The 12,479-nt window shown below is 61.0% G+C and carries 10 protein-coding genes and 1 tRNA gene; 8 read left to right on the forward strand and 3 right to left on the reverse strand.

Annotation, left to right across the window (positions count from 1 at the left end):
- The first annotated feature begins 16 nt into the window (after nt 1-16).
- The 5 genes from tilS to H3U90_RS05750 are packed head-to-tail and all read left to right on the forward strand — an operon-like array spanning nt 17 to nt 5,518.
- On the forward strand, nt 17-1,126 hold the full coding sequence (tilS, locus tag H3U90_RS05730; protein ID WP_198177380.1) for a tRNA lysidine(34) synthetase TilS: 1,110 nt from the start codon (nt 17-19) through the stop codon (nt 1,124-1,126).
- On the forward strand, nt 1,113-1,715 hold the full coding sequence (gene hpt, locus H3U90_RS05735) for a hypoxanthine phosphoribosyltransferase (RefSeq protein ID WP_198177381.1): 603 nt from the start codon (nt 1,113-1,115) through the stop codon (nt 1,713-1,715). Before tilS ends, hpt begins: the two co-directional genes overlap by 14 nt.
- On the forward strand, nt 1,712-3,826 hold the full coding sequence (gene ftsH, locus H3U90_RS05740) for an ATP-dependent zinc metalloprotease FtsH (protein WP_110413270.1): 2,115 nt from the start codon (nt 1,712-1,714) through the stop codon (nt 3,824-3,826). Before hpt ends, ftsH begins: the two co-directional genes overlap by 4 nt.
- A 55-nt stretch (nt 3,827-3,881) precedes the next feature.
- Entirely contained in the window at nt 3,882-4,964 is a 1,083-nt protein-coding gene (locus tag H3U90_RS05745) for a dihydroneopterin aldolase (protein ID WP_198177382.1), read from the forward strand.
- The gene (locus H3U90_RS05750; RefSeq protein ID WP_045935650.1) at nt 4,961-5,518 is read left to right on the forward strand and encodes a DUF3180 domain-containing protein; all 558 of its coding nucleotides are present in this window, start codon (nt 4,961-4,963) and stop codon (nt 5,516-5,518) included. The genes H3U90_RS05745 and H3U90_RS05750 overlap by 4 nt, the downstream gene beginning before the upstream one ends.
- 108 nt (nt 5,519-5,626) lie before the next feature.
- Here H3U90_RS05750 and H3U90_RS05755 read toward each other — a convergent pair whose 3' ends face one another.
- Complete coding sequence (locus tag H3U90_RS05755; RefSeq protein ID WP_198177383.1) at nt 5,627-6,541, reverse strand: acyl-CoA thioesterase; 915 nt, start codon at nt 6,539-6,541, stop codon at nt 5,627-5,629.
- A gap of 39 nt (nt 6,542-6,580) precedes the next feature.
- Nucleotides 6,581-8,257 carry an energy-dependent translational throttle protein EttA gene (ettA, locus tag H3U90_RS05760; protein WP_198177384.1) on the reverse strand — a complete coding sequence of 559 codons (1,677 nt, stop codon included), beginning with the start codon at nt 8,255-8,257 and terminating at the stop codon, nt 6,581-6,583.
- Between the two features lie 304 nt (nt 8,258-8,561).
- Here ettA and H3U90_RS05765 point away from each other — a divergent pair, with 304 nt between their 5' ends.
- From H3U90_RS05765 to H3U90_RS05775, 3 genes are all read left to right on the forward strand, one after another.
- Nucleotides 8,562-9,188, forward strand: a complete 627-nt coding sequence (locus H3U90_RS05765; protein WP_045935647.1) for an ECF transporter S component — start codon at nt 8,562-8,564, stop codon at nt 9,186-9,188.
- Nucleotides 9,189-9,267: 79 nt separating this feature from the next.
- Nucleotides 9,268-10,896, forward strand: coding sequence for a peptide ABC transporter substrate-binding protein (locus tag H3U90_RS05770; protein ID WP_198177385.1), 1,629 nt, complete (start codon nt 9,268-9,270; stop codon nt 10,894-10,896).
- Between the two features lie 70 nt (nt 10,897-10,966).
- Nucleotides 10,967-11,040, forward strand: a tRNA-Ile gene (locus tag H3U90_RS05775).
- A 633-nt stretch (nt 11,041-11,673) separates the two neighbouring features.
- Here H3U90_RS05775 and H3U90_RS05780 read toward each other — a convergent pair.
- The gene (locus H3U90_RS05780) at nt 11,674-12,429 is read right to left on the reverse strand and encodes a helix-turn-helix transcriptional regulator (RefSeq protein WP_198177386.1); all 756 of its coding nucleotides are present in this window, start codon (nt 12,427-12,429) and stop codon (nt 11,674-11,676) included.
- Nucleotides 12,430-12,479: the final 50 nt, after the last annotated feature.

The raw sequence follows: 12,479 nt of genomic DNA on the forward strand, positions 1-12,479 counted from the left end.
GGAAGCAGCCTGGACCATGGTCTATTCAGCGGAGATGAAAAAGGCGGTGGGGCTCCTGCGTTCGACCCTGGACAGTGAGGGCCTGGGCCTGCAGGATAGGCGGTTCACCCATCACGGGGTTCACCGGCCCGATTCGGATGCCCCATTGATCCTGGTGGCCTGCTCTGGAGGCCGTGATTCGCTGGCTCTGGCCTGCGTGGCCCACCTGGTGGCCGATATGACCGGGCTGCGGTGTGGGGCACTGCTGATCGATCATGGTCTGGTGCCTGATTCGGATCGTATCTCCGAACGTGCGGCTGGAACCTGCCGGGAGCTGGGAATGGATCCTGTCCGCGTCACCAGAGTGAAGGTACCCGTCACTTCGGCCGGCCCTGAGGCCGATGCCCGTGCGGCCCGCTACCAGGCCCTCTCCGAGCAGGCCCTCGGGTTGGGTGCCAGGGCCGTTCTTCTGGCGCACACCCGTGACGATCAGGCTGAAACGGTGCTGATCGGCCTGATCCGCTCCCAGGGGCTGGAGGCCATCACCGGCATGGCCCGGCGTGTGGAACGTGGAGGAATGTGCTATCTGCGTCCATTCCTGGACCTGGACCGGAAGGATACCACGGCCATTTGCCGCCAGCAGGGGATCGGTTGGTGGGACGACCCCACCAACGGCGATGATCAGCCGGCTGGTTCCGCGCTTCCCGAGACGCTGCCGCTGCGCTCGCGGATCCGTCATGACCTGCTGCCTGCCTTGAATCGCTTCGCAGGCCGGGACATGGTCCGCCGACTGGCCCTGGGCGCGGATATGGCCCGTCTGGATCAGGATTACCTGGATTCCCAGGTGGATGGGTTGTTCCAGCGACTGGTGGCCTGCCCTGACACGGACCAAAAGGCCGAAGGGGTGCTGGCCTGCTTGGATGCCCACGGATTGGCCGACTGCCACCCGGCCCTGCGCACCCGTCTGCTGGCCCAGGTGTTGACCAGGCTGGGCATACGGTTCACTGCCGTGCAGGTCCGGGCCCTGGATGATTTGGTCTGCCGATGGCACGGCCAGCAGGGCCCTCGCTTTCCCAGCTCCCATACAGCAATCCGTAAGGGTCAAGTCATTCTCATATGCAATGATGGAGACCATGCGCATCGCTGATATTCAATCCCATATCGACCATGAACTGGTGTCCAAGGAACGGATAGAAGAGCTGATCAACCGGACGGCCGAGCAGGTCAGCCGGGATTACCGGGGCAAGAACCCGATCATGCTGGCCGTGCTCAAGGGGGCTTTCAACACGCTCGCCGCCCTCTCACAGGCCGTCACCATACCGGTGCAGATCGAGTTCATGAGCATCTCCAGCTATCCGGCAGGCAAGACCAGCGTTTCCAGGGGGGACCTGGACATCAGGATGGATCTGGATTGCGATGTGCGCGGACGGCATATTCTGATCGTTGAGGATATTATCGATTCCGGCTACACCTTGCACTGGCTGGTCGAGCATCTCAAGGAGCGAGGAGCCGCATCGGTGGAGATCTTCACCCTGCTGGACAAGACCTCGCGACACGAGGTCGAGGTGGATGTCAAGTATCCAGGGTTCGCCATACCCGACGAATTCGTTGTGGGCTTCGGGTTGGATTACGACGAGCAGTACCGTAATCTCGACTCGATAGCCGTACTCAGGTCCGAGGAATACATGGACCCGACCCAGGAACAGGATCATCAGGATCAGGGGGAGCAGTCATGAGCTACTCGCAGGGACCGCAGCAGGGTCCGCCCAATGGGGGCAGGGACAACGGGGACAAGGGCAACAACCCCTTCAACTTCAATCTGGGCAACAACGGCTCCGGCCCCAACGGGGGCAACCGCTCCTTCTGGCGTTCCCCCTGGCTCTGGGGGATTCTGGCCGTGGTCATCATCCTGGCCATCTTCGGCTTCTTCAGCAGCCAGAACGGCGCTCAGACCATCAATACCCAGGATGGCCTGGAGCTGCTGAACGACCGCAGCAGCATGGTCAAGAAGGCCGAGATCACCGAGAAGATGCAGGTCGTCGAGCTCAAGCTCAATAGCGACTTCGTCAAGGATGTACCCGGCTTCCGCGGCAACCGCACCTCCAAGAACTTCGGCAAGGATGTGCAGTTCTACTACGTGGAGGCCCAGGGGGAGCAGGTTGTCAAGGCAGTCGAAAAGGCCAAGCCCTCCGAGGGGTACAACTCGGTGGTGCCGCAGACCAGCATGATGAGCTACCTGATCTCCTCCATCCTGCCCATGCTGATCATTCTGGGGGTCTTCTGGTTCCTGCTCTCGCGCATGTCCTCGGCGGCCGGCGGCGGCATGTTCGGCATGGGGGGCAAAAAGAACTCCGCCAAGCTCAGCGACGGACAGACCCCCAAGACCAAGTTCTCGGACGTGGCCGGCGAGGAGGCCGCAGTCCAGGAGGTGGAGGAGATCAAGGAGTTCCTCAAGGATCCCTCCAAGTACAAGGCCCTGGGCGCCCGCATACCCCGTGGCGTCCTGCTCTATGGTCCCCCCGGAACCGGCAAGACCCTGCTGGCCCGGGCCATCGCCGGTGAGGCCAGCGTGCCCTTCTACTCCATGGCAGGATCAGACTTCGTCGAGATGTTTGTCGGTCTGGGTGCCTCCCGAGTGCGTGACCTGTTCGACGAGGCCAAGAAGAATGCGCCGGCCATCATCTTCATCGACGAGATCGATGCAGTGGGCGGAAAGCGCGGCTCCGGCATGAGCGGCGGCCACGATGAGCGCGAGCAGACCCTGAACCAGCTGCTGGTCGAGATGGACGGCTTCGACAACGACACCAACCTGATCATCATTGCCGCCACCAACCGCCCGGACATCCTGGACCCGGCCCTGCTCAGGCCCGGCCGGTTCGACCGTCAGGTGGCCGTGGAGGCCCCGGACCTGGAGGGCCGCGAGGCCATCCTCAAGGTCCACGCCAAGGGCAAGCCCTTCGTGCCGGATGTGGATCTGCACACTGTGGCCGTGCGTACGCCTGGCTTCACCGGCGCCGACCTGGCCAATGTGCTCAACGAGGCGGCTCTGTTGACCGCTCGCTCGGATGCCCAGCTGATCGACAACCGGGCCATCGACGAGGCCATCGACCGTGTGCTGAGCGGACCTCGGCGGCGGACCAAGGGCATGGCCCTGGCTGAGATGCGCAACACCGCCTACCACGAGGGCGGCCACGCCATGGTTGCTGCGGCCCTGCACCACACCGACCCGGTCACCAAGGTGACCATTCTGCCGCGCGGGCGGGCCCTGGGCTACACCGCGGTCATGCCCACCACAGACCGCTACTCGCAGTCCCGCAACGAACTGCTGGACCAGATGGCCTACGCCATGGGCGGTCGCGTGGCGGAAGAGGTGGTCTTCCACGACCCGACCACCGGTGCCTCCAACGACATCGAGAAGGCCACCAGCATCGCCCGGCAGATGGTCCTGCAGTATGGATTCTCATCCAAGCTGGGGGCCATCAAGTGGGCTGATGAGAACGACCAGGATGCCGGACTCGATGCCCTGAAGCCCCACAACTATTCGGAGAAAACCGCCGAGGCCATCGATGAGGAAGTCCACAATCTTATCGAGACGGCCCACCAAGAGGCCTGGCGGATCATCACCGAGAACCGTGACGTGCTGGACGAGCTCGTTCGACAGCTGCTGGTCAAGGAGACCCTGAACAAAGACGAGCTGGCTGCGGTCTTCGCTGGTCTGCGCAAGGCTCCCGAGCGCCAGCTCTGGCTGTCTGCGCCGGATCGGCCGGACTCCGAGCAGCCCCCGGTGGAGATCCCCGAGGAGCTCAGGCGCAGCGTGAACGGGTCGTCCACAGAGGACCAGCACTGAATTCCGGATTGGCCCGGTGAAGTGAATGGTCCAAGGCGAGGGAGGAGCGTACATCATGGATTCCATCCGTTTGAGTTCCATCAAGGTCGCACCCCTGCACGGCCAGCATAAGCCTGGGTTGGGCTACCAGGTCGATGCCGTCCTTTACCTGGATTTGAGTGAGGCAGGCAGGCTCAACGACGGCACCCAGACCGTGGACTATGTGCAGATTGTCCGTCGGATCGTCAACCTGATCCAGAACGAGCCGGCTGATGAGATTCTGGAATCCCTGACTGCCAAGGTGGCTGATGCCATCCTGCTCTCCCACCAGATCCGCCGCACACGGGTCACGGTCACCCGTCTGGGTGCTGACCAGGGAACTGGGGTCGATTTTCAGGTGGGCGTCACCCTTGAGCGTGCAGCTGACGATCAGGTGGAAGGCAACCCTGCCAGCATGGAATCCGGGCGGGTTAGCGGCGGCGGGAATCCTTCTTTAGGGCATCCCTCCTTCCTGCTGTCTGGTCGGGCTGATTCTGGCCATGCGGCACAGGCCCGGCTGCGTCACCCCCTGACCTCCTCCATCCAGAGCGGCCTGTCCTCGGATCCGGATAGTGATAACGAAGCGTCTACTCAGCCGTCTGTTGGAGGAGTCAAGCCACAGGGCCTTCTGATGCGTGATGTGATTGCGCTGGAAGGAGCATCGGGAACCGACCGGTTGACCATGCTCCGTGCTCTTGCAGCCCTGGACGGAATTCCCGGCAGTCAGCTGGTCGGCATCTCGCCCCTATATGCCTACCGGGATGATCAGGGGGATCAGCGTCTATCGGCTGTGGTTATTCTGCAGACGCCGCTGAATCTTGGTGAGCTGCGGTCGGCCCTGGACATGGTGGCCGCTCCTATCAGACAGATGGGCGGACTGGATGCCGATGTGGTTGAGGTGGAGACCTCGGACGGTTCGGTTCTGTCTTCCCGGGACCGCCCCCCTCTGCTGACCGCCGATGCTCCATCGCGCATTCTGATTCCCTGGGCCTATTTGGAGCCTGAACACTGCCTGCCTGGGGCTGGCGGATCCTGTCTGGCCAGTCTGGCCAACCGTGCTCCTGACCGTGACCGTATCAGCCTGGTCTCGGAGGACTGGATTCTGGACGGTCTGTCATGAGGGCCCGCCGCACCCCGCTCGCGCACTATCTGGTCGCCCTGGTCCTGGGCCTGATGGGAGGCGCCGGCATCTCGGAACTGGGCATGTCCACCAGGACGGACCTGATGGGGGTTCCCTGGCTGGTCAGTGTATTGCTATTCCTACTGGGGTTGGCCATCCTGATTATGGCCTTCCAGGTGCATCGCTACGCCAAGGGGGACCGCAAGCAGATGGATTTGCGCTTCGCGGTCAACGTGCTGATCATGAGCAAGGCCTTGGGCATCGCCTGTGCCGCCCTGTTGGGCTGGTACGGCAGTCAGGCCCTGATCAGCATGGGTCATGCAGGCGCGCCCTATTACACACGGGTCATGCAGGAGTGCCTGGTCGCATCCCTGGTCTGTCTGCTCGATGTGGTGGCCGGAGCCGTGGGGGAGTGGCTCTGCCAGTTGCCCCCGGATGACGGGCCTGAGAACCCCGACCGTCGCAAGAAGTCCTCGCGAAGACCGATGGCCGATGCGGCCGATACCGCCGATAGGGCGGAGATAAAGGCCGATTCAAGCAAAAAGCACAGCTGAACAGCGTTCAAGGCCCTAACTGGGGACGTTTCTGAAGATAGCTGGCCTGCTGTCGACCAAGCTATTGATCCCTTGCTGGGGAAGAATATGCGATGACGTAGTGGAAGCTCAGTCTTTGGGCACCCTGATCATGGCCTCCTGAACCATGTAGGCAGCCAGGTCACCCTGGCGGTTATAGACCTTGGCCATGCACAGGTTGCGGCCGTGATCGGCTACAGGGGACTCCTGGATGAAGCAGTGCCAGTCACAGGGGTCCAGATCCTGATACCACCACATGGCATGGTCGATGGACGCGAAGGAAATCCCTGGGGTGGTCATGCTCAGCCCGGCACGGCGCAGTGCGGGCTCCATCATGATCTGATCGCATTCCATGGCCAGCAGGGCCCGGCGCATCAGCGGGTCCAGTTCGGCTCTCCCCTGGGTACGGCTCCAAACGGCCTGGCGACTCCTGCTGTCATCCTTGGAATCCCCATGTTCTGCATCATCTGCATCGTCCAGCAGTACCGTGCCGCCGACATGACGCATATCGAAGGGACTCTGATGGGCGTAGTAGTCAGCGAAAGGGGACTTGTCGGCATAGGGTTCCATCAGCTCCCGGGAGCCAGGCAGGTCCTCCGGATCGGGCAGCCCCGTCGGCATGGGGTCGGCATAGAGGACGCCCTCCTGGCCGACCTGCTGATAGGAGAGCAGGGCGTTCAGGATGGTCCGTTCCCCCTGGTGCAGATCAACCCGTCGGGAGGAGAAGGAACGCCCGTCACGGATGGTCTCCACATCCGCCTGAACGTCCTGATCAAGCAGTCCAGTGCGCAGGTAATAGGCGTGCATCGAGTGGGGTAGTCGGCCTTCGGGCACGGTCCGCCCGCCGGCCATGATGGCCTGGCCCAACATCTGGCCCCCGTAGAGGCGGCCGGTGGGGAAGTCCAGCGATTTGCCCAGGAAACGGGAACGGCCATCGGCAGACTGCTGCTCCTGCAGGTTCAGCCCGGCGATGGCCTGGGCCAGTGATTCATCCTCGACGCTCATGCTTCTCCTTGGCCCTCGATCCCTTGTGATCTACTTTGTTCAGCGGGTCAGCTTGCGATGGATGCGGTGGGGCCTGGAGGCCTCCTCGCCCAGACGCTTGACCTTGTTCTCCTGGTAGGCCTGGAAGTTGCCTTCGAACCAGTACCAGGAGGCCGGATTTTCGTCCGTGCCCTCCCAGGCCAGGATATGGGTGGCGATACGGTCCAGGAACCAGCGGTCGTGGGAGATGACCACAGCGCAGCCGGGGAAGGCCAGAAGGGCATTCTCCAGACTTTCCAGGGTCTCCACGTCCAGATCGTTGGTGGGCTCGTCCAAGAGGAGGAGGTTGCCGCCCTGCTTGAGGGTGAGTGCCAGGTTCAGCCTGTTGCGCTCGCCTCCGGAAAGGACGCCGGCCGGCTTCTGCTGGTCCGAGCCCTTGAAGCCGAAGGATGCCACGTAGGCGCGGGTGGGCACCTCGACGCCGCCGACCTCGATGAAGTCCAGCCCTCCGGAGACCACCTCCCAGAGGTTCTTATCGGGGTCGATGCCCTCGCGGTTCTGATCCACGTAGGAGATCTTGACCGTGTCACCGACCTCCAGGGTGCCCGAGGTCAGGGGCTCCAGGCCCACAATGGTTTTGAAGAGCGTGGACTTGCCCACACCATTGGGTCCGATGACGCCCACAATGCCGTTTCGAGGCAGGGTGAAGCTCAGGTCGTCGATCAGAACGCGGTCGCCGAAGGCCTTGTGGATGTGCTCGGCCTCCAGCACCTTGGAGCCCAGGCGGGGTCCCGGCGGAATCTGGATCTCGGAAAAGTCCAGCTTCTTGTTGTTCCGAGCCTCGTTCTCCATCTGTTCGTAGCGCTCCAGGCGGGCCTTGTTCTTGGCCTGCCGGGCCTTGGGGGAGGAGCGGACCCATTCCAGTTCGTTGTTGAGACGCTTGGCCAGCTTGGCATCCTTCTGGCCCTGGACCTCAAGACGCTTGGCCTTGGTCTCCAGGTATGTGGAGTAGTTGCCCTGGTAGGGGTAGAGGTGGCCACGGTCCACCTCGCAGATCCATTCGGCCACGTTGTCCAGGAAGTACCGGTCGTGGGTCACGGCCAGGACCGCACCCTTGTAGGTGTGCAGGTACTGCTCCAGCCAGAGGATGGACTCGGCGTCCAGGTGGTTGGTGGGCTCGTCCAGGAGCAGCAGGTCGGGTGCCTCCAGCAGTAGACGGCATAGGGCCACCCGGCGGCGCTCGCCTCCCGAGATGACCGAGACCGGGGTGTCCGGGTCGGGGCACTGCAGCGCATCCATGGCCTGGTCAAGCTGGGAGTCAAGGTCCCAGCCATTGGCGGCATCGATCTGCTCCTGAAGCTGGCCCATCTCGGTCATCAGGGCATCGTAATCGGCATTGGGATCGGCCATCTGCTCGCCGATTTGGTTGAAGCGGTCGACCTTGCTCATGATGTCGCCGAAGGCCATGCGGATGTTCTCGCCCACGGTCTTGTCCTCGTCCAGCGGCGGCTCCTGCTGGAGGATGCCTACCGTATAGCCGGGGGTGAGCTGTGCCTCGCCGTTGCTGACCGTGTCCAGGCCGGCCATGATCCGCAGCAGGGTGGACTTGCCCATGCCGTTGGGGCCCACCACGCCGATCTTGGCGCCGGGCAGGAAACTCAGGGTCACATCGTCCAGGATGACGCGGTCGCCGAAGGACTTGCGCGCCTTGATCATCTGATAAATGAATTCGGCCAAGAAGCTACCTCACAGAACCATAGAAAGACAGTGCAAACTGCATTCATCGTAGTGGGAACTTCTGACTTATGCGCCGGGCTGATAAGCAAGGTCAGTCAGGTGGATGGCCGCCTATAAACAAGACCTATGACCAGACCCTGGTCCTGCCGCCTTGGTCGGGGTAGCCTTGAGTCGGCGTTCCCGCCCGGCATGCGCAGGTCAAGGAACGCCGGACGGGCCTTTGCCGGCTTGGGTGGGTTCCTTCCTATCGCTGTGCGCATGAGGAACGGACCGTCTGTTCTATGGCGGTCGTAAGGGAGTATCAATGACGGTGAAACAGCAACAGGGTCGGATTTCCGCATCTCATCGGTTGCGCTGGAGGCCGCTTGACATTGCGGTCGGCGCCGGCCTGGGCGCGGTGTCGGGGTTGATTTACTGGTTGGCCAGCCTGCTCGCCTCGTGGATATTCCCGCTGATGACGGCCCTTCTTCCCGGGGCGGCGGCCCTTTTGCATGGGGTCTTCTACTTTCCCTGCACCCTTTCCCTGCTGATACTGCGCAAGCCAGGCGCGGCCGTCTACGTCGGCATCATCAGCGTCCTGGTCGAGATTCTGCCTGGCAACGCCTATAACGTGCCGATGATTATGGTGGAGGCCATCGTCGAGGCCCTCTGCGCGGAACTGGCCTTCGGAATATTCCGCTACCGCCGCTGGACCCTGGGAACGACCGTTCTGGGGGGTATCCTGATAGCCTTGGTCTATAACGCTTTTCTCCTGGCCTTCTACTATCAGGGGGTCTCCCTCCTCAGCCCGAGGGGGATCATCGGCACCATCTGCGAGCTGATCAGTGGAGTGGTTCTGGCTGGACTGGTCAGCTGGTTCCTCTTCCGGGCCATCGGCAGCACCGGTGCTCTGGATCGGCTGGCATCCGGGCAGGATGTCAGGCAGGTCTGAATATCGGCATCCTCGCCCAATCGACTGATTGACTATATCTTTCGTGACAAGGCCCGTACCGGGCAGGAAGGGTCCTATCATGACCAAGCTTCGTTCCTACATCGCAGCAGTGGTGCTTCCGCTCGTCCTGGCAGCGGGCGCCTGCGGCACCTCCCAGGCTTCCCAAGAAGACCGGATCGATCCACAGGCCGCCATCAGCGTCAACAATGCCGAGCCTACGGCTCCCCTGATTCCCTCCAGCACCAACGACACCGCAGGCTGGAAGGTGGTGACCCAGCTCTTCGATGGTTTGGTCACCTTCGATGCCAAGGGCGGGATGACCATGCTTCAGGCCGACTCGATTACTCCCAATGAGGATGCCAGCCGGTACACGATTGTCCTCAAACCGGGACTCACCTTCAGCGATGGGGAGAAGATCACAGCCAAGACCTATGCGGATTCCTGGTCCTTCGCGGCGAATGCGGCCAATGGACAGCTGGGGGCCTCGGCGTTTTCGACCATCGCCGGGTACGAGCAGGTGCAGGATGAGCATGGCGACCCCAAGGCTCCTCTGTCTGGTCTCCGGGTGGTTGACGACCTGACCCTGGAGGTGACCATGGACAAGCCGGATTCCTCCTTCCCCTACAAGGTGGGAGACGTGGCCTTCCTGCCGCTGCCGGCATCCGCCTACAAGGACATCAAGGCCTTCGGCAAGAAACCAATCGGGAACGGGCCATACCGCTTCAAATCATGGGTGCCCAATCAGGGGATCAAGCTGGAGAAGGATCCTGCATACAAGGGACCTCGCAAGGCTCGGAACGGAAGCCTGGAGTTCAGGGACTACCAGAGCCTCGATGCCGCCTATGCCGATATCCAAGCCGGTCACCTGGATGTGCTCGATACGGTTCCGGTCTCCCGCCTGAAAACCTTCCACACCGATTCGGGCCTGCAGCCTTTGATTAAGCCGGGTCCGGCCTTCCGCTCCCTGACCATCCCGCAAGGCCTGCAACATTTCCAGGGGCAGGAAGGCGCCCTTCGCCGGGCGGCCCTGTCATATGCCCTTGATCGCGCGAAAATAGCCGACAAGGTCTTCGCTGGTTCAGTTACGCCGGCCACTGATTTCCTTGCCCCAACCATCAAGGGGAATGCCTCCGATATCAAAGGCAAAGAGGTGCTGAACCACGATCCGGACCAGGCCCGCAAACTTTGGAAGCAGGCTGACGCCATCTCTCCCTGGGAGGGCACGCTTCGCATCGCTTACAGCGCCGACGGGGCAGACAAGGACTGGGTTGATGCGGTTCTACATGAGTACGCCCAGGTTCTGGGCATCAGGACGGCACCGAATATCTTCCCGACGGGCAAGGAATTCAATACGGCGGTTCACAACCGTCAGGTCAACAGTATTTTCAATTCGGGCATCACTTCTGACTATCCCCACCCCGAAGGCTACCTGGTTCAGGGGTATGCCTCCAGCCAGGCCGATGGCAAGGGACTGAACAATGGGGACTACAAGAGCGCGGAATATGATGCCATCCTTTCCCGTGCCGCATCCAAGACCGACCAGGACGAAGCCATGCAGGATTACCGCCAGGCCGAGGCCGTGCTCTTCAAGGATCTTCCGGTGCTGCCGCTCTGGTACAGGAAGGTCTCGGCAGTGGCCGGCAAGCAGGTTCGCCAGGCTCCTTTCGGATACATGGGTCTGCCTGTCTACAATCAGGTCACCAAGTAGGTCCGACGACCCGGACCTGGCTGATGACGAGTCGTTTTGATACCATGACTCTGGCCGATATGTTCGGCGCGGGGCCTTAGCTCAGTCGGTTAGAGCAAACGACTCATAATCGTTCGGTCCAGGGTTCAAGCCCCTGAGGCCCCACACAAGCAAGCCTCGGAACCCTGAAAGTTCCGGGGCTTTATTGATAGATTGAATCGGGGAGACCAAGATGTCTCATCTCAAAGTCAATTGGGTAACTTAGCCCGATGCTGGTTCACGTCTTCAATGACTGCCAGTGGGCTGGTCAGGGTTTTGTGCCCCGAACTTTCTTGATAGTCTTAGTAGAAGGACAGCCCCGGCTATTGTCGGGGCCATCCTCTCGCCGCCTAGCTCTAGCATCCATGATTCACCGATGCAATATGTATGGCTTCACATGTAAGCCGGGGGAAAAGAGCTAGGCGCGTTTTTATGTCGGATCACAGGACACCTTCGGTGTATATCCACTTTTCGGTGTCCCAAGCGTGCATACGTAGACAGCCATAAGATCTGCGCATGTCGCAATAATCCGGAAGCGTTTCCGCAGAAGCGCTAAGTATGAGAATTTATCAGGGAAAAGAATACGGGACGAGCTCGAGTCGGAGCCGTCGGCATATGCCGGGAAACTATACGCATGTACATCTCCTCTGAGACTGAAAATAATTCAGCCCCTGTAGGTCCATCGTGTATACGTCCCCCGTATATCTGTTTTCAATCATACACCCTGGAGGGGGTGTGTCAAAGCTGAGCAGGGCGAGCCTAGGTGCTCTGATCAGGGCCTACAGCGGCATTGCGTATCGTATGCAAATAGCGGTAGACGCTGGGGGAGGAGATCCCTAGAGCCCGGGCAACCGTGTCCACTGAGCCCTTGACCAGAAAGACCCCTGACCCATCCAGTCGTGTAATAAGCTGCATTCGCTCCTGCAGGTTCATCCTTGCCGGAGAAATACCAAGCTCTGTGGCGAACTTGGCGATATTATGCGTAACCACTTCGTCTGCGTTGACGGAGAGGACTTCATGGACCGATTGGTCGGTTCCGGTCTCGGCCTCCGGTTCTTCTGGCGTGGCCTCATTGTCTTTCATTTCGGCAGTGGGATCGGCCAGTCCCAGAGCGTCCAGATAAGCGCTTGCCCGCCTGAGCTCTTGGCTGGCCTGTCGAAAGGCGGAATTGTCAAAATTGATGCAGAGAAAGCCGATCACCCGGCCTCTGGAATTCCGCACGAACAGGGTAGAGGAGACCACGGGATGCCCCTGAATGGTGTAGCCAGCGTAATGGGTCAGATAGTTGTGCTGGTCGTATTCGTGGTTTTGCCAGATGTGCCGGACCAGGTCGGTGGCGGGGCTGCCTATGGTGCGTCCGCTCAAATTGCCGTTGGCGATGGCAACCACCGAATGCGAGAAATCCTTGACGTTCTGAAGCACCACTTCCGTCTTAGGTCCGAGGATTTTACCCAGGAAGTCCACTAGCGGGACGAAAAGCTGCAGAGAAGATGAAACGGGTTTTGATGCACTCATTTTGTCACCCCATCCTCTGACTAAGGCCAGATAGTACCATCGCTGCTTTC

It is taken from the genome of Bifidobacterium sp. W8103, assembly GCF_016100775.1.
Classification (GTDB): Bacteria; Actinomycetota; Actinomycetes; order Actinomycetales; family Bifidobacteriaceae; genus Bombiscardovia; species Bombiscardovia choladohabitans.

Excerpts from the sequence above, each read along its gene's own strand:
- tilS (WP_198177380.1), top strand. The coding sequence starts at position 17 with ATGGTCTATTCAGCGGAGATGAAAAAGGCGGTGGGGCTCCTGCGTTCG.
- hpt (WP_198177381.1), top strand. The coding sequence starts at position 1,113 with ATGCGCATCGCTGATATTCAATCCCATATCGACCATGAACTGGTGTCC.
- ftsH (WP_110413270.1), top strand. The coding sequence starts at position 1,712 with ATGAGCTACTCGCAGGGACCGCAGCAGGGTCCGCCCAATGGGGGCAGG.
- H3U90_RS05745 (WP_198177382.1), top strand. The coding sequence starts at position 3,882 with ATGGATTCCATCCGTTTGAGTTCCATCAAGGTCGCACCCCTGCACGGC.
- H3U90_RS05750 (WP_045935650.1), top strand. The coding sequence starts at position 4,961 with ATGAGGGCCCGCCGCACCCCGCTCGCGCACTATCTGGTCGCCCTGGTC.
- H3U90_RS05755 (WP_198177383.1), bottom strand. The coding sequence starts at position 6,541 with ATGAGCGTCGAGGATGAATCACTGGCCCAGGCCATCGCCGGGCTGAAC.
- H3U90_RS05765 (WP_045935647.1), top strand. The coding sequence starts at position 8,562 with ATGACGGTGAAACAGCAACAGGGTCGGATTTCCGCATCTCATCGGTTG.
- H3U90_RS05770 (WP_198177385.1), top strand. The coding sequence starts at position 9,268 with ATGACCAAGCTTCGTTCCTACATCGCAGCAGTGGTGCTTCCGCTCGTC.
- H3U90_RS05780 (WP_198177386.1), bottom strand. The coding sequence starts at position 12,429 with ATGAGTGCATCAAAACCCGTTTCATCTTCTCTGCAGCTTTTCGTCCCG.